This is a genomic window from Buttiauxella noackiae ATCC 51607 (assembly GCF_001654865.1).
GTDB classification, from domain to species: domain Bacteria; phylum Pseudomonadota; class Gammaproteobacteria; order Enterobacterales; family Enterobacteriaceae; genus Buttiauxella; species Buttiauxella noackiae.
Window position 1 is genome coordinate 1 of record NZ_LXEO01000036.1, and the last position, 18,794, is coordinate 18,794.

8 protein-coding genes are annotated in these 18,794 nt (G+C 52.8%); 5 read left to right on the forward strand and 3 right to left on the reverse strand.

Going from position 1 to position 18,794, the window contains the following annotated elements; translation table 11 throughout:
- Positions 1-59 precede the first annotated feature (59 nt).
- On the reverse strand, positions 60-644 hold the full coding sequence (gene grpE / locus M979_RS12420) for a nucleotide exchange factor GrpE (RefSeq protein WP_034459893.1): 585 nt from the start codon (positions 642-644) through the stop codon (positions 60-62).
- A 129-nt stretch (positions 645-773) separates the two neighbouring features.
- On the opposite strand from grpE, the gene nadK reads away from it, so the two are divergent.
- The 3 genes from nadK to bamE all read left to right on the forward strand — a co-directional run bounded on the left by nadK (position 774) and on the right by bamE (position 3,965).
- Positions 774-1,652, forward strand: a complete 879-nt coding sequence (gene nadK / locus M979_RS12425; protein WP_034457328.1) for an NAD(+) kinase — start codon at positions 774-776, stop codon at positions 1,650-1,652.
- A gap of 86 nt (positions 1,653-1,738) precedes the next feature.
- Complete coding sequence (recN, locus tag M979_RS12430) at positions 1,739-3,400, forward strand: DNA repair protein RecN (protein ID WP_064555107.1); 1,662 nt, start codon at positions 1,739-1,741, stop codon at positions 3,398-3,400.
- Positions 3,401-3,623: 223 nt separating this feature from the next.
- The gene (gene bamE, locus M979_RS12435; RefSeq protein WP_034457332.1) at positions 3,624-3,965 is read left to right on the forward strand and encodes an outer membrane protein assembly factor BamE; all 342 of its coding nucleotides are present in this window, start codon (positions 3,624-3,626) and stop codon (positions 3,963-3,965) included.
- A gap of 37 nt (positions 3,966-4,002) precedes the next feature.
- Here bamE and M979_RS12440 read toward each other — a convergent pair whose 3' ends face one another.
- The gene (locus M979_RS12440; protein ID WP_064555108.1) at positions 4,003-4,293 is read right to left on the reverse strand and encodes an RnfH family protein; all 291 of its coding nucleotides are present in this window, start codon (positions 4,291-4,293) and stop codon (positions 4,003-4,005) included.
- On the reverse strand, positions 4,283-4,720 hold the full coding sequence (locus M979_RS12445; protein WP_034457334.1) for a type II toxin-antitoxin system RatA family toxin: 438 nt from the start codon (positions 4,718-4,720) through the stop codon (positions 4,283-4,285). The genes M979_RS12440 and M979_RS12445 overlap by 11 nt, the downstream gene beginning before the upstream one ends.
- 154 nt (positions 4,721-4,874) lie before the next feature.
- Between M979_RS12445 and smpB the strand changes: the two genes are divergently transcribed.
- Together smpB and M979_RS12455 are read left to right on the forward strand one after the other, a co-directional pair.
- Positions 4,875-5,357 (forward strand): SsrA-binding protein SmpB, encoded by a 483-nt coding sequence (gene smpB / locus M979_RS12450; protein WP_034457335.1) that lies wholly within the window; start codon positions 4,875-4,877, stop codon positions 5,355-5,357.
- Positions 5,358-6,149: 792 nt separating this feature from the next.
- Positions 6,150-18,743 (forward strand): BapA/Bap/LapF family large adhesin, encoded by a 12,594-nt coding sequence (locus tag M979_RS12455; RefSeq protein WP_064555109.1) that lies wholly within the window; start codon positions 6,150-6,152, stop codon positions 18,741-18,743.
- Positions 18,744-18,794: the final 51 nt, after the last annotated feature.

The window sequence follows — 18,794 nt, forward strand, 5'->3', positions numbered from 1 at the left end:
AGTAGAAACAAAAAAGCCAGCCTCGAAGGCTGGCTTTTTATTTAAAGCAATTAGGCGAATTACGCTTTTGCTTTCGCAACAGAAACCATTGCTGCACGCAGTGTGCGACCATTCAGGGTATAACCCTTCTGCATCACCATTAGCACATGGTTTGGTGCCACATCTTCAGATTCAACCATCGCAATTGCCTGATGCACATCCGGGTTGAACGGCACGTTGGTTTCGCCAACCACATCCACACCAAATTTACGCACCACATCCAGCATCGATTTCTGAGTTAATTCGATGCCTTCAATCATAGCGGCCAAATCAGTGTTGGACTTGTCAGCCACTTCCAGAGCACGGTCAAGGCTGTCGATAACAGGTAGCAGTTCGTTGACGAATTTGTCTAAAGCGAACTTGTGCGCCTTTTCAATATCGAGCTCGGTGCGGCGACGGAGGTTTTCCATTTCCGCTTTGTTGCGTAACGCAAGGTCACGCTCGCGCTGCTGAACTTCTTCCAGTTGCGCTGTTAAATCGGCAATTTGTTCATCGCGCGGATCAACCACTTCGGCACCCTCTACGGCCTCGACTTCTTCGTGGCTTTCCATTGCAATTTCGTCCGAGACTTGCTCGTCTGGTGTTTTTTGATCTTTACTACTCATGAATTTCTCCGCGTTTTTAGCATTCATCTCGCTGGTTCGCTTATTATGGGGATCAGTTTCCTGGATTCAAGGGAACGTGACATATTGTCATAAATGACTGCATCTTTGCGTATAAGGACCATCGGCATAATGAACAAACATTTCAACTGCATTGGTATTGTCGGGCACCCTCGTCACCCCACTGCCCTCACCACGCATGAAATGCTGTATCGCTGGCTATGCACCAAAGGCTACGATGTCATTGTCGAGTCGCAAATTGCCCAGGAACTTAACCTTAAAAACGTGAAAACCGGCACATTGGCAGAAATTGGTCAGCAGGCCGATCTCGCCGTTGTGGTTGGTGGTGATGGCAATATGCTTGGCGCAGCTCGCGTTCTTGCTCGCTATGATATTAAAGTTATTGGCATCAACCGTGGCAACCTGGGTTTTCTAACCGACCTTGATCCGGATAATGCTCAGCAACAACTGGCGGATGTTCTTGAGGGGCATTACATCGCAGAACGTCGTTTCTTGCTTGAAGCCCAGGTTTGCCAACAAGATACTCCAACGCGCCTGAGCACAGCCATCAACGAAGTCGTTCTACATCCCGGCAAAGTGGCGCACATGATTGAATTCGAAGTCTATATCGATGAGATCTTTGCTTTCTCACAACGTTCTGACGGGCTAATCATCTCTACGCCAACAGGTTCAACGGCCTATTCGCTCTCTGCTGGCGGCCCAATTCTGACTCCATCGCTTGATGCCATTACGCTTGTGCCAATGTTCCCACACACGCTGTCTGCTCGCCCGCTGGTCATCAACAGTAGCAGCACTATTCGCCTGCGTTTTTCACATATGGGTAGTGACCTGGAAATCAGCTGCGATAGCCAGATTGCTCTTCCTATACAGGAAGGCGAGGACGTATTGATTCGCCGCTGCGATTACCACCTCAATCTGATACACCCTAAAGATTACAATTATTTCAACACATTAAGCTCAAAGCTCGGCTGGTCGAAAAAATTGTTCTAAAAAATCACTCAGGCTCTTTACTGTATATAAAACCAGTTTATACTGTATGAAAACACAGTCATGTCTTTTCATACAGGAAAGCTATTATGCTGGCACAACTCACCATCAGTAACTTCGCAATAGTTCGTGAACTGGAAATTGATTTTCACCACGGCATGACCGCCATTACCGGTGAGACAGGTGCCGGTAAATCTATTGCGATTGATGCCCTGGGGTTGTGTCTCGGCGGCCGCGCTGAAGCAGACATGGTGCGCCGAGGTGCCAGCCGTGCCGACCTCTGTGCCCGCTTCTCCCTGAAAGATACCCCCGCAGCTTTGCGCTGGCTGGAAGAAAACCAACTTGATGATGGACGTGAATGCTTATTGCGTCGAGTTATCAGCAGTGATGGTCGTTCACGCGGCTTTATTAATGGCACTGCCGTTCCCCTTTCACAGCTGCGTGATCTCGGCCAGATGCTGATTCAAATTCACGGACAGCACGCGCACCAACTTTTGTTGAAACCTGAGCATCAAAAAAATCTGCTCGATGGTTATGCCGGGGAAACTGCCCTCTTGCGGCAAATGGCAGAGCGCTACCGCGAATGGCATCAAAGCTGCCGAACTCTTGCACAGTATCAGCAGCTTGCCCAGGAACGCGCATCACGTACTGAACTGCTTAATTACCAGCTAAAAGAACTCAATGAATTCTCACCTGTCGCCGGTGAATTCGAACAAATCGATGAAGAGTACAAAAGGTTGGCAAACAGTGGGCAACTGATTTCCACTAGCCAACAAGCGCTGGCAATTCTTGCAGATGGGGAAGACAACAATCTGCAAAGCCAACTGTATACCGTGCGCCATCTGATGGAAGAATTAGCCGGAATGGATCCAAAACTATCTGGCGTATTGAATATGCTTGAAGAGGCCAACATTCAGATTTCAGAAGCCAGCGATGAGTTACGCCACTACTGCGACCGACTGGATCTGGACCCAAACCGTTTGTATGAGCTGGAGCAGCGGATCTCCAGGCAAATATCTCTGGCGCGCAAGCACCATATTGCACCTGAAGAATTGCCGGTTTTCCACCAACAACTGCTAGAAGAGTTGCAGCAACTCGATGAGCAGGCCAGCTCTCAGGATGAACTGATGCAAGCTGTCACTCTCCATCATCAGCAAGCACTGAGTATCGCGCATGAATTGCATCAACGCCGTGCACATTACGCAGCCGAACTTTGCGAATTGATTACCGAGAGCATGCATTCGCTATCAATGCCACACGGCAAACTGGCTATCGACGTAGAGTTTAATGAAAATCACCTAACCGCCGAAGGTGCAGACCGCATTGATTTCCGTGTAACGACTAACCCTGGCCAACCATTACAACCACTGGCAAAAGTAGCCTCCGGTGGTGAACTTTCACGTATTGCTCTGGCCATTCAGGTCATCACCGCGCGTAAAATGGAAACTCCGGCCTTAATCTTCGATGAAGTCGATGTCGGTATCAGCGGCCCAACCGCAGCAGTGGTAGGCAAATTACTCCGCCAGTTGGGTGAGTCCACGCAAGTCATGTGCGTAACCCACCTGCCACAAGTTGCTGGCTGCGGACATCATCACTTCTTTGTCAGCAAAGAAACCGATGGTGAAATGACGGAAACCCATATGCAGCCTTTGGATAAGCGCTCACGCCTGCAAGAGCTGGCTCGTTTACTCGGTGGCAGCGAAGTCACACGCAATACACTTGCGAACGCAAAAGAGTTACTGGCAGCTTAACGGCTCTTGTCGATACACATTATGCAGTGCATGATATGCATCGTTCAAAAAACAAGCATTCCGCTAGCATATTGTTAATTGAGCAGGTTTTAAGCCAACTTTTTTGCCGAACCAGGGTCAGAGTTAAGCGCCTTAATGTTTTAAACTGCGTAAAGGTTTATTATCATCGGCATATTATGAATGAGCCATGTGCTGCTCGGGCCCGAAAAGGAATCAAATCACTATGCGCTGTAAAACGCTGACTGCTGCCGCAGCGGTTCTTCTTATGCTGACCGCAGGCTGTTCCACTCTGGAGCGAGTGGTTTACCGCCCCGACATTAACCAGGGGAACTACCTGACACAAAACGATGTGTCAAAGATTCGTACTGGCATGACTCAACAGCAAGTTGCGTATGCTCTGGGTACGCCAATGATGACCGATCCATTCGGTACAAGTACCTGGTTCTATGTTTTCCGCCAGCAGCCGGGGCATGAAAATGTCACTCAGCAAACGCTGACGCTGACCTTCAACAGCAGCGGTGTGTTGACTAACATCGACAACAAGCCAAAGCTGGAAAAAGAATAACCAATAAAAAAGGTGCCAATCGGCACCTTTTTTTTGGCTACTTCTGAGCAGCTTTTTCAGCTCTCTGGCGTCTGAGTTCTTTCGGATCAGCGATCAGAGGTCGATAAATTTCCACCCTGTCACCATCATTAACCGTATCGGTGAGTTTTACCGGTCGGCTAAAAACTCCTACTTTGTTCTTTGCCAAATCGATATCGGTGCGCAGTTCGAGAATGCCCGACGCGGCAATTGCCTGTTCAACAGTGCTGTCTTGTGCCAGTCGAACCTTGAGCAAGTACTGCTTTTCCGGTAGCGCGTAAACCACTTCGACCTTAATTTCAGGCGACACTGTAGACCTCTTTGGCGCGAACGGTAAACGCCTGAACCATATTCCCCGCAAGTTCCTTGAAGATACGGCCAAACGCCAGTTCGATCAGTTTGTTAGTAAATTCAAAATCAAGCTGAAACTCGATGCGGCATGCTTCGGCGCTCAGTGGCGTAAACTTCCAGCCCCCCATCAATGACTTGAATGGCCCATCGACAAGATGCATCAGAATACTTTGATTGCTGGTAAGCGTATTGCGCGTAGTAAAGGTCTTGCTGATACCAGCCTTAGAAACATCGACCGCCGCCGTCATCTGATCATGCGACGCATCAATCACCCGGCTGCCAGTGCAACCCGGTAAAAAATCTGGGTAAGATTTCACATCGTTCACTAATTGATACATCTGCTCCGCGCTGTAAGGCACTAGCGCAGTACGGGTAATCTGAGGCATAGCATTTCCTGAGAGTCACAAAACGGGCAAATAATAACATTTATCATCACGCAAAGAAAAACTCTTAGGCCAGAGCCGTGCTAAGATATGCCTTCATCCTCGCAGCGAAGCGGGGTGTATTTGAACTCCTGGATTACTTATACTGAGCAGCACTATGACAAAGAAAAAAGCATTCAAACCAGGTTCAGCCACCATTGCGCAAAACAAACGCGCCCGCCATGAATACTTTATCGAAGATGAGTTTGAAGCGGGTCTCGTGCTACAAGGCTGGGAAGTAAAATCGCTACGTGCAGGGAAAGCCAACATCGGTGACAGCTACGTCATTTTGATCGATGGCGAAGCCTTCCTGTTTGGCGCAAACTTTACCCCGTTAAACGTGGCATCAAGCCATGTGGTCTGTGACCCTACGCGTACCCGTAAACTCCTGCTTAACCAACGTGAACTGGATAATCTTTACGGCCGTATTAACCGAGATGGTTATACCGTCGTGGCGCTGTCGATGTACTGGAAAAATGCCTGGTGCAAAGTGAAAATCGGCGTTGCAAAAGGTAAGAAACAACACGACAAGCGTAATGACCTGAAAGACAAAGAATGGGCGGTGGATAAAGCGCGCATTATGAAACATGCAGGTCGATAAGCACGTCTATAACTTCCTGAAATCTTTACTGGCCCTTGCTGCAAAGGGCCAGCACTGTTAAACCTTGCTAATGCTTCATTAATAGTTCATCTGAAATACATCTTCTTAATGCTAAATTAGTTTCGTTAAGTAATTATCTTTAAAAATAGATTTCTTCATCTTATTAGAAATGTGCTACTCAGTAAAAAACCTCATTATATATTTCATATTCTCCCTTTCTGTTTTATATATAAATTATAAAAAACCCATTCCCATTAACATCTTTTACTTCACCAAAGAAAACAATTAATTACCCTCGCCAGAATAACCACCCAAATACAATGGATATTATATTATTGATGACGGGACATTCAAAAATAGACAGAAAAACCTTCAATAACTTGAATAAATACATAAAAATCAAACAGATAACACGGTAACCATCTATTTTTAACTATAACAAAAACTCATGGATTATTGGCATCTCGTTAAAAAACTCTCTTATTAACCGATTCTAAAACATTTACTTAGGGTCCCTTAATTTGCGCTTTCATGTTTTCCTGTCTATATCTTCATTATCCCCGAAAAGAAATGATACAAAAGTATGAATTTTACATTTAAATAAAGTGACACCCCGGTAGAAAGTAAACACATACCAATAATGTTAGTCGTCAATATTCTGATGTCCGGATTCGTTCGCTTTAAATTTTATAAATGCGTGAGATTGCTATAACAATTTGTTCCGGGGAAATTATTCGCAAGATTAAGCATTTCTAAAGACTACCCCTGTTCACACCGACTGGAGTGATAACAATGCGTTCAATATCAATCATCTCAAAACTTACTGGCGTAACGAACAATGTTGAAGCCTCTGAAATTACGCTAACAGCTCCTTCTATTGTCGAACTTAAAGCCGAACGCTCTGATATCGCCAGCATCGCTCGAACTAACCAGGATATGGTTATCACTCTTCGTGACGGCGAAGTCATTACCGTTAAAAATTTCTATGCTTATGCCGATCAAGGTGGCAACCAACTGGTGCTCGAAGACAGCAAAGGCGCATTGTGGTGGGTGCAGGATACAGATTCAGTTTTTCACTTCGAGCATATCAACAATATTGATGATCTGATGGTTGCCACTGGAGCAGAAAACCACGGCGGCGCAGCTATTTGGCCGTGGGTTTTAGGTGGCGTAGCCATTGCCGGGGGCATTGCGCTAGCCGCAGGTGGTGGCGGCGGCGGCGGTGGCAGTGATAACTCGAACAATGGTGGTAATTCAGCAGGTACACCGAATCCACCACCTCCAACAGGTGATACCACGCCTCCTACGGCGCCGACAAATTTGAATGTTTCAGCAGACGGTAAAACGATCACCGGCAAAGCGGAACCCGGCAGCACGGTGACAATCACAGATCCCAATGGTCAAATTATCGGAAAAGGGACCGCTGGCAGCGATGGCACTTTCACTATCCCGCTAAAGAACCCACAAATCAGCGGTGAAGATCTGACAGCTCATGCTACCGATCCCTCCGGAAACACTGGCCCTGATGCCACGGTCATTGCACCTAATATTCCATTACCGGATGCACCTACACTCACCAATGTAGTGGATGACGTCGCACCAGTACTCGGCACCGTCCCGAAAACTCAACCCACTAACGATAATACCCCAACGCTTCAGGGCACTGGCCAGGCCGGAACAACCGTTCATATTTATGATGGCGACAAAGAAATTGGCACCGCAGTCGTTGATGTTAGCGGCAACTGGAGCTATACCCCAACTACCGCGCTATCTGATGGCTCTCATTCATTTAGTGTTACGGCAACCAATGCCAAAGGTGAAAGTACTCACTCGGCAAGTTACACGGTTACCATCGACACTGTTGCACCCGAGGCTCCCGCAATCAATCAGCTACAAGATGATGTCGGTAGCATCAAAGGATCCATCGTTAGCGGTACATATACCGATGAAACAGCCCCAGTAATCCACGGCACCGGAGAGGCAGGTGACAAAGTCACCATCTTTGATAACGGTATTCAGATCGCTCAGATCATGGTTGGCAGAGATGGAAAATGGAGTTTCACACCTTCCCAACCGCTCGCTGACGGCAGTCACACCATCACTCTGATTCAAACCGATGCTGCAGGTAACGTAAGTAAAACAACGACCAGTCCGACATTTATCGTCGACCACACCCCTCCTGATGCTGCCAAAATCACTAATGTGAGCGAGGATGGCACCAAAGTGACGGGAACTGCCGAGCCAGGAACAACAGTTACTATCACAGGTGCCAATAACGTTGTGCTTGGAACCTCAGTAGTGGGTGCCAATGGCAGCTTTACTATTATCCTCACCCCTGCTCAGACGCACGGTGAATCATTAACCGCAAACATTCACGATCGCGCTGGTAATGTCGGGCCAGATACCAACTTTGATGCATCTAACTCTAATTTTCCAACCGTACCGGTACTTGCTGCCGTGGCTGACAATGCTGGAACAATTACCGGCAACCTAACAAACGGCCAGGTTACAGACGATAAAACTCCGACGCTAAGCGGAACGGCTGAAGCTGGAACGACAGTGACTATCTATGACAAAGGTATATCGATAGGAAGTGTAACGGCTGACGGCACGGGGCACTGGACATTCACTCCTACTGCGTTGCCTGACGGCCAACACGTCTTTACCTTAACCACGACCAACAGCAGTGGCACCAGCGGAACCTCGTCTGGGTTCACCGTTGCAGTTGATACAGCAGCCCCCACAGCTCCAACAGGTCTGGTTGTTTCAGACGACGGTTCGCATGTCACTGGTAGTGCCGAAGCTGGCAGTACCGTCACCATAACCGATAGCAATGGAGATCCTATTGGCAGTGCTATAACCGGTGCTGATGGCAAATTTAATGTCACCATCAACCCACCACAGGTCAACGGTGAAACACTGGAAGCGACGGCTACCGATCCTGCGGGCAACACCAGTGGGCAAAGCTCCGTCATAGCACCCGATCACACCCCGCCGAGCATCCCGATCATTACCGAGCTATTGGATGATGTGGGCACAATTACGGGGCCCATCGCCAATAATGGCGTGACTAATGATGCCCAACCCATGCTTACCGGTACGGGGGAAGCGGGCGACACCATTACGATCTTCGACAAAGGAACACCGATTGGTCAGGTTACGGTTGGCAATGATGGTAAATGGAGTTTCACCCCAGATACGCCACTGACAGAAAGCGAGCATGTACTGACAGTGCAGCAAAGCGATGCTGCGGGCAATAAAAGCCCCCTCGTCATCGGCCCAACGTTTACGGTTGACCTCACACCACCAACAGCCGCAGTTATCGACAGCATTAGCCTGAACGGGACAACGGTTAGCGGGCATGCCGAATCGGGCAGCACAATCACTATTTTTGATGCCAGTAATAAGTTACTGGGTACGGCTTTGGTCGGCGCTGATGGCAAATTTACTGTCAATATTTCGCCTGCTCAGACACACGCTGAATCACTAAGCGCACATATTCAGGACGCTGCAGGTAACGCCGGCCCTAATACGCCTTTTACTGCTTCTAACTCTCAATTCCCAACTGTGCCTGAACTGGACACCGTTACCGACGATGCGGGAACAATAACTGGCACGCTAAACAACGGACAATCAACCGATGATAAAACCCCGACGTTAAGCGGTTTCGCTGAAATAGGAAGTACCGTAACTATATATGACAATGGCATTCTCTCCGGAACCGCTACAGTTGACGGAACTGGCCACTGGAATTACACACCCCCAGCAATACTCGATGGCCAACACGTCTTTACTTTAACCGCGACAAATAGCAGCGGTACCAGCGGCGTATCCCCTGCGTTTACCGTCGTCGTAGATACCCAGGCGCCACTAGCACCAAATGGTCTGGATGTCTCGGCTGATGGCACTATCGTCACCGGTAGCGCAGAAGCTGGCAGTACAGTCACCATAACTGACAGTAACGGTGACCCTATTGGTAGTGCTACAGCCGGCAATGATGGCAAATTTAGCGTTACCATCGATCCGCCGCAGCTTAACGGAGAAACGCTCGGTGCTACCGCAACCGACGCGGCTGGAAATAAAAGTCCTAATGCCACGGTTGTTGCAGAAGATCACACCGCTCCACTCGCACCAACCAATTTATTGGTTTCAGCCGATGGCGAACATGTCACAGGTAATGCTGAACCAGGCAGCACGGTCACCGTCACAAACAGTAAAGGCGTGGTTTTGGGTACGGGCACGGCTGATGTCAACGGAGACTTTGATGTTACTCCGCTCGCACCTGCACAACTCAACGGCCAACCGCTGCTGGTTACTGCTGCTGATGCCGCTCATAACACCAGCCCAAGTGCTACCGTCGTGGCACAAGACCACACCGCACCTGATGCCCCAACAAATTTACATGTAAATGAAGAAGGGACAGTCGTTACCGGGAGTGCCGAACCAGGCAGTACCGTTAAGGTTACCGATGCTAACAATGTTGAATTGGGAAGTGGTACTGCGGGAGGTGACGGTACGTTTACCGTATCTATTACTCCACCACAAACCAACGGTGAAATACTCGGCGTTTCAGCAACAGATAACGCGGGTAACCTCGGGCCTAAAGCACCTGTTGACGCCCCGGACACAACAGCACCATTAGTACCTGTTATCACTCATGTCATTGATGATGTTACCGCTTATACGGGCGATTTGACCAACGGCCAGACCACCAACGACGGCAAGCCAGAAATTCAGGGCACTTCCGAAGAAGGCTCGACGGTAAAAATCTATGACAACGGCGTATTCCTGGGCAGCACAATTGCGGGGGCTGGCGGGGTCTGGAGCTATACTCCAACAACGGCTCTTGGTCAGGGTTTGCACAACCTGACGGCTACCGCGACCGACGCCGCCAATAACACCAGCCCGTCCGCCTCGTTCAGTGTTGTCGTTGACACGATTGCACCGCAGGCTCCAGCCATCACACTGGTTAACGACGACGCAAGCCCGATTACCGGCCCAGTCCAGAACAACGGCTCGACAAACGATCAAACCCCGACCATTCACGGCACTGGCGAACCCGGTTCCGTCCTCACGCTATTGGATGGCACAGCAACACTCACCACGCTGACGATAGACTCGTCCGGCACCTGGAGTTTTACCCCAACAAGTCCGCTGCCCGTTGGTGGTCACACTTTCACTGTCGTTGCCGAAGATGCGGCGGGTAATATCACGGCTCCTTCCGCCGGATTCACCCTCACCGTGGATATAACGCCACCCGCCACACCAGTCATTACTTCAGTTCAGGACAACATCGGCACGGTTACCGTCCCTGTGGCACAAAATACCGCCACCGATGATACTCAACCCCAGGTTAACGGCACCGCAGATGTGGGTTCAACGGTCACCCTGTACGATGGCACAACGCCCGTCGGTAGCGTCGTTGTGGGAAGCGATGGCACGTGGAGCATCACCCCCACGCAGCCATTGAGCGAAGGGCCGCATACGCTTAATGCGATCGCCACTGATGCCGCAGGTAACGCCAGCACCGCCGCCACTTATAATCTGACGGTGGATACAACACCGCCTGACGCGCCGTTTATCCTTTCCGCAGAAGGTGAAGTCGGTGGAAATACCGCCACACTAACCAGCGGCGGCAGCACACAAAGCGGCAGCCCAACACTCACCGGTACTGGCGAGGTCGGGGCCACAATCACTATTTATGATAACGGCGGTACCACGCCGATTGGCACGGTGAAGGTTCCCGCGGGTGGAACCTGGACATTTACCCCAACGCTTAGCGAAGGCACCCATACGCTAACTGCAGTGGCGACAGATCCAGCGGGTAACGTCGGCCTGCCGTCTGCCGGATTTGTCCTGACCGTTGATTCTCTTGCTCCAACCGCACCTGGCATCCCAACAGTCACCGATGACCAGGCTCCGGTGCTGGGCGCAATCAGCAATAACGGCAGCACCAACGACACCACGCCGACCATCTCCGGAACAGGCGGCACGGCTGGCGATACCATTACAATACTGGATAATAACTCGCCAATCGGCACCACCGTTGTGAGAGCAGATGGGAGCTGGAGCTTTACACCCACTACGCCAATCAGCGGGCCAGCTCATTCTATTAGCGTGACTGAAACCGACCTGGCCGGTAACACCAGTCCGAAATCCGGCGCGGTGGCTTTCACTCTTGACACCACGCCACCCAATGCGCCAACCATTACATCAGCAGATGATAACGTCGGCGCAGTGCAGTTGCCGCTGGGAACGGGAAGTACCACCGATGACAACACGCCGACATTTCATGGCACTGGCGTAAATGGCGATACCATTACGTTGTATAGCGGCAGCACAGTTATCGGGACTGGAACGGTAACTGGTGGAACATGGACGATCACCACAACGCCACTGCTTGACGGCGCGCAGACAATTACGGCAAAAGCCACCGATGCTGCGGGTAACATCAGCGATGCTTCAGCCGACTTTACTCTGACGGTTTACACCACACCGCTCGCCACCCCAGTTGTAACGGAAATCGTTGATAACGTCGGCGTTATTCAAACGCCGTTGGTGAACGGCAGCTACACCGATGACATCACGCCGACAATCAACGGCACGGGCACCGCTGGCAGCACCGTTTCTATTTACGACAACGGCGGAACTACGCCGATTGGTACTGCAATCGTCAAGGCGGATGGCACCTGGAGCTTCACGCCAACGACCGCGCTCCCAACAGGCACCAGCGATCACACGTTTACCTTTAGCGCTACCGATGCTGTCGGGAACACGGTGGCATCACCGAATCCCATTCTTTTACATATTGATACGGTTGCGCCAAATCCGCCGCAGGTTAATGCGCCAGATCCAACGGGTACGCTGGTGAGCGGGACTGCCGAACCTGGCTGCACGGTGATTATCAGAGATGCGGGTGGTGTCGAAATCGGCAGAGGACTTGCCGATGGCACAACAGGAGCATTTACCGTAACCGTTTCTCCGGCACAAACCAGCGGCCTGCAGCTCTCCGCCATTGCGCAGGATCCAGCGGGTAACCAAAGCCTGGAAACCGACTTTACCGCTTCCAACTCTGGCCTGCCGCAGCCACCGGTTATTACCCAAGTGGTGGACGATGTACAACCAGGAACAAGCGATCTGTTGTCAGGGCAAAGCACCAACGATAACCAGCCGACGATCCACGGAACGGCGGCGAACGGTGCCCTGGTGACTATCTACCTGGATGGAGAAGAGTTTAGTGAAGCTATCGCTGATGCCACCGGGAACTGGAGCTTTACCCCCAACGAGGCATTGAGCGACGGGCCACATACCTTCGAAGTGATCCAGACAACCACGGACGATCAGACCAGCGGTCGGTCGCCAGGTTTTACGCTTAACATCGACACAGCCGCGCCGACGATCCCGGAAATCACCGCCGTCACTGACGATGTGGCCCCAATAACGGGCAACGTCACCAGCGGCCAGGCGACTAACGATCCGCGCCCAACTATCACCGGATCGGGCGAAGCCGGTTCAACTATCACGATCCTTGATAACGGCGCTTCAATCGGCACCGCTGTAGTCGGTGCTGGCGGCACATGGACGTTTACGCCGTCAAACGATCTGGCTAACGGCTTGCATCCAATAACCGTCACCTCAACAGATGCCGCCGGAAACGTAAGTGCCTCTTCTGCCGGTTTCACAGTCAATGTTGATACCGTCACAACTGCGCCAGTCATCACGACGGTGACAGATGACGCAGGCACACCAGGCCCGGTGGTGTCCGGCGTACCGACCAATGACAGCACGCCGACCTTTACCGGCACGGCGGAGGCAAATTCCACCGTAACCATCCGCGACAACGGCACGGTCATCGGCACAGCCACGGTTGATGGCACGGGTAACTGGACTTACACCCCGAATCCGCCGCTAACGAATGGCAGCCACAACCTGACCCTTACCGCCACCGATCCGGCGGGTAACGTCAGCACGGCCACCACATTTAATGCCGTTGTCGATACTATCGCGCCCGTCGTCCCAGCCATTACGCTGGTTGTGGATGATCAAACGCAGCCGGGCACTGACCTGACATTAACCAACGGTCAATTGACCAAAGATACCCTCCCCACCATCAGCGGCACCAGCGAGGCCAATGCCACTATCACCCTTTACGATGGCACAACCGCAATTGGCACCGTCCAGGCAGATGGCACTGGCGCATGGTCATTAATCCCTAATGCACCGCTGCTTCAGGGCAGTAATACTTTGACGGTTACCGCGACGGACGCGGCGGGCAACGTCAGTAACCCGTCGTCGCCATTCGTTGTACAGGTGGATTCTGTCGCACCAATCGCGCCAGTCATTTTGACCGTGACTGACAACACCGCACCGAATATTGGGCCAATCACTAGTGGGCAGCCGACTAATGAAACGCGACCAGCGATAACGGGTTCAGGCGAAGTCGGTTCTACCATCACCGTTTACGATGGCAACACGGCACTTGGCACGGCAACTGTTGGTGCCGGTGGAAACTGGAGCTTTACACCGCCGACTGCACTGGGTAGCGGCCCGCATAATCTGACCGTCACAGCCACGGATGCAGCAGGGAATATTAGTGCGCCATCTGCTGGCTTTAACGTGCTGGTCGATACCTCTACGCCTTTCGCGCCAGCCATCACCGCAGTTGCTGACGATGTGGGTACGATCACCGGTAATTTAACGAGCGGCCAGACTACCGACGACACGCGCCCGGCCATTAGCGGCACCGCCGAAGCGGGTTCCACAGTCACGATTTACGATAACGGCACGGTCATCGGCACCGCAACCGCAACGGGCGGAGTATGGAATTTTACGCCACCTGTCGGGGCACCACTTGGCAACGGCAACCATGCATTTACGGTGACCGCAACCGATGCGGCGGGCAACGTCAGCGCGCTTTCAACGCCTGCATTCAATATCGTTATTGATACAGCGGCTCCTACGGCACCGATCGTTATTCAGGCTTTTGATGATGTTGGCCCGGTCACTGGGCCATTGGTCAGTGGGCAATCCACTAACGACAACAAACCGACATTGAGCGGAACGGCGGAAGCTAATTCCACGGTCAAGATTTACGATAACGGAATCTTCCTTGGCACCACAACCGCCACAGCAACCGGCACATGGAGCTTTACACCGACGAATCCACTGCCGGATCTCGTTCATGTTTTCACTGCCACCTCTACCGATGCGGCAGGCAACCTTGGGGCTGTATCAGGCAGTTTCACACTGACTATCGACACTGGAACGCCAAACACGCCAGTGCTGACGTCAGTGGTTGACGACGTTGCCGGCGGGGTATTTAACAACCCGCTGACCAACGGACAGGTCACCAACGATGCCCGCCCAACGCTGAACGGCACTGCCGAAGCGGGCAGCACCGTCGCCATCTTTGACGGGGCGACACAAATTGGCACCGTGACAGTTCCTGCGGGCGGCAACTGGACATTCACGCCAACCACCCCACTTACCACTGGCCTGCATACGTTCACCATTACTGCAACGGACGCAGCGGGTAACGCCAGCACCGCATCCACCGGCTTTGCCATTACGGTAGATACCACCGCGCCAACGCAGCCGGTTATCACGTCGATTGTTGACGATACTGGAACCGTCACTGGCCCGGTCGCCAATAACCAGGCGACTAACGATACCCTGCCAACGCTTAACGGCACGGCAGAAGCTGGCTCGACCGTGGCTATTTATGACAACGGCACATTTGTGACCAACGTTACCGCCAGCGGCACAGGTGCCTGGACTTACACCCCAACAGCGCCACTGCCCGAGGGCAGCCACTCCTTTACCGTGACCGCAACAGATCTGGCGGGCAACATCAGCGCCCCTTCTCTGGCTGCGGCTATTTTGGTGGACACCACACCGCCAGCATTACCGACCGGAATGACGGTAAACGCAACAGGGACAACCGTCACGGGGACAGCCGAAGCGGGCAGTACCGTGACGATTACCACCAGCACCGGAACAGTTCTCGGCACCGCAACAGCAGACGGCACGGGCAGTTTCAGCGTGGCGATAACACCTGCACAAACCAACGCCCAGGCGCTGCTCGCCTACGCCACGGACAGCGCAGGTAACCAGGGGCTTTCAGCAGGATTTACCGCGCCATCCACCGCACTGCCGGGAGTTCCGGTCATCACCAGCGTTGTGGATGATACGGCTCCTGTAACCGGAACCGTGGCGAACGGGCTAAGCACCAACGACAACACGCCAACGATTAACGGCACCGCGGATATCGGCGCGACCGTCAACGTCTATAACAACGGCGTACTGATGGGCACGACGATCGCGGGAGCGGGCGGTATCTGGGCTTATACCCCAACCGCACTCACCGAAGGCACGCACAACTTTACCGCAACCGCCACCAACGTGAATGGCACCGGCAGCCCGTCAGCTGTGGCGACGGTCATCGTTGATACCATTGCGCCACTCACTCCAACGGCAACGATCAGCGCCGATGGCTTCACCATCAGCGGCTCAGCCGAAGCCAACAGCACGGTGACAATTACTCTGCCTGGCGGCGCAACGGTAACAGTAACCGCCAACGGCAGCGGAACCTACAGCGCAACCCTGCCCACTCGCGAAATTGGCGGCGAAGTGCTCACCGTTAAAGCCACCGATGCGGCGGGCAACGTCTCGCCATCCGTCAACGCAACCGCACCGATTCTGCCGCTTGCCGCAGACGACAACGTCATCAATCTGGCGCTCACCAGCACCGCAACCGTTACGCCACCGGTTCATTACAGTGACTACGGCACTCTATTGGTCGGCGCATTGGGCAACACGTTGTCCGTCCTCGGCAACGACACCGCACAGGTTGGGTTTACAATTGCCGCTGGCGGAACCGGGAATATCACGATTGAAGCCGCAGCGACGGGCATTGTGCTTACTCTGCTCAACACGCTGGAAGTCGCCGTTCAGAAATATGATGCTGGAACAAATAGCTGGAGTACGGTTATTGACTCATCGTCACCGCAGTTTGCGAACCTGCTCACGCTGGGGGCCAGCGGCGTGACGATGAACATCACCGGTCTGGGAGAAGGCACCTACCGCGTGGTGAGTTACAACACCAGCTTGCTGGCAACCGGTTCACTGACCAATCTTGATGTGAGCGTCGAGCAAGTCAGCGGGGGAACAATCACTGGCGGGACGACGCATCCAGGTAACGTGATTACCGATGTCGACCCGAACAGCGGCCAGGACACCGCGCCTGTCGGAACAGTCGTCACCTCAGTGACTAACGCACAGGGCGCAATTACGGCGGTTGGAGCAGGCGGCGCGGATATCCAGGGGCAATACGGCACGCTGCATATTAATCAGAACGGTAGCTATACCTACACCTTAACCAACACGTCGGCCTCGGTGATTGGGCACACCGAAAACTTCACCTACACCATCACTTACAACGGCACGACCGCTTCGGCTCAACTGGTTGTAACGCTGGGTAATCCAACGCCAGCCAGCACGGTGACCGCCACGGATAACACGGCGTCGTTGGCCTACAGCACAGATGTTGAAGCGGTGAACCACGGCGCTTCGTCGCAAAGTGGTTTGTCCGTGCTTAGCGTTGGCGTGGGCAATGTGTTGAGCGCGAATCTGCTCGCCAACATGTCCAACCCGATAATCTTTAATGTCGATGAAGGCTCGACACGCACCATGACACTACAGGCGAGTGTTGGCGGGGTGGCGCTACTGTCCACTTTCGATCTCTACATTTATAAGTTCAACGATATAACCCAGCAGTTTGAGCAGTATAAGGTACAAAAAACCTGGCTTACCGCGCCGTTGCTGGGCGGGACTTCAGGGCAATTAACGTTAACGCTACCGGGCGGCGAATATCTGTTCCTGCTCAATAACGCCAGCGGCGTGTCGGTGCTGACGGGCTATACGCTCAATATCCTGCAAGATCATACCTATACCGTTGAAAGCGAGAGCGCCACGACGACAGGTAACGTCATGCTGGATGATGTCGTTCCAGTAAATAGCCACATCACCCAGGTAAACGGCGTTTCCGTCGCCGCCACAGGGACGACAACCATCAACGGCGAATACGGCGTGCTGACCATCGATGCCAACGGCAACTACACCTATAAGCTGAATGCGGGTGTGGGCGCGGATAGCATCAAAACGCCGGACAGCTTCGTTTATACCGTGACCGCGCCAAACGGCGATACCGGCACCGCATCGCTGAATATCACCGCAACGCCACACGCGGTAGATGCGGTTAACGATACCAGCGCGTTAATGGCGGTGAATACGGCGCAAAATACGGCGGTTTATTCGGATACCACCCTCGGCCAGGCGCAGTGGAATGCGGCGCTGCTGGCAACTACGCATGGCAACGGCAGCGGTACTTTTGTGGTGGATACCAATACCGTCCTGCACAACCCGGTGCTGCACTTTGCCGTCGCCTCGCTGTTGGCGCTGGGCGGGCTGTCGGTCAACTGGTCTATCACAGATGGTTCAGGCACGGTGGTGAGATCCGGTTCGTTTAACGGCAGCATCCTGTTGGGAGGCACGGCGAACATCGATCTCAGCGGGTTGGATCTCCACTCCGGCACCTACACGTTGAGCTACACCGGCAACATGGGACCACTGGCGGCTGGCGGCATCACCGTCACACCAACGATCACCGGCACCGCTCTCGATCTGGACAGCTACTCAACGCTGGCTGGCAGCACCGTTCACGGCAATATCTACGACGGTACTGATGCCTCTGGTGCAGTAGATCAGTTGGGCAGCGTTCACACGCTGATGAGCATTACCGGCTACAACGGCGTCACCACCACACTTGATCCGCTGACCAACAGCAGCTCTACCGCTACGATTCAGGGGCATTACGGCACGCTGGTGATGGGCATTGACGGCTCGTACACCTACACGCTGAACGCTGGGATTTCGCCTGCGGCAATTACATCGAAGGAGACATTTAATTACTCCCTGAACGACCAGAACGGCCATACCGACAGCGCCACATTGACCATCAACATGAACCCGCAGTTTGTCAGCACCGCGCAAAGCGATGTGATTAACGGCTCGGCCGACGGCGACACGCTGGTTTATCACCTGCTAAACAGCGCGGATGCCACAGGCGGCAACGGCGCAGATACCTGGAGCAACTTCACGCTGGCGCAGGGCGACCAGATAAACATCCACGACCTGCTGGTGGGCTGGAACCCTGCAACATCAAACATCGCCAACTATCTGACCGTCACCACCAGCGGTAATAACACCGTTATTTCCATTGACCGCGACGGCACCGGCGCAACCTACCACGCCACCACACTTGTCACCCTGGAGAACACGCATACCACGCTCGATGAACTGGTACAGCAAAACCATATTGTTACCTGATAGTCAGCACAAAATCCCCGGGCGCAAAGATGCCCGGGGAAACAAAAACAT

Excerpts from the sequence above, each read along its gene's own strand:
- grpE (WP_034459893.1), bottom strand. The coding sequence starts at position 644 with ATGAGTAGTAAAGATCAAAAAACACCAGACGAGCAAGTCTCGGACGAA.
- nadK (WP_034457328.1), top strand. The coding sequence starts at position 774 with ATGAACAAACATTTCAACTGCATTGGTATTGTCGGGCACCCTCGTCAC.
- recN (WP_064555107.1), top strand. The coding sequence starts at position 1,739 with ATGCTGGCACAACTCACCATCAGTAACTTCGCAATAGTTCGTGAACTG.
- bamE (WP_034457332.1), top strand. The coding sequence starts at position 3,624 with ATGCGCTGTAAAACGCTGACTGCTGCCGCAGCGGTTCTTCTTATGCTG.
- M979_RS12445 (WP_034457334.1), bottom strand. The coding sequence starts at position 4,720 with ATGCCTCAGATTACCCGTACTGCGCTAGTGCCTTACAGCGCGGAGCAG.
- smpB (WP_034457335.1), top strand. The coding sequence starts at position 4,875 with ATGACAAAGAAAAAAGCATTCAAACCAGGTTCAGCCACCATTGCGCAA.
- M979_RS12455 (WP_064555109.1), top strand. The coding sequence starts at position 6,150 with ATGCGTTCAATATCAATCATCTCAAAACTTACTGGCGTAACGAACAAT.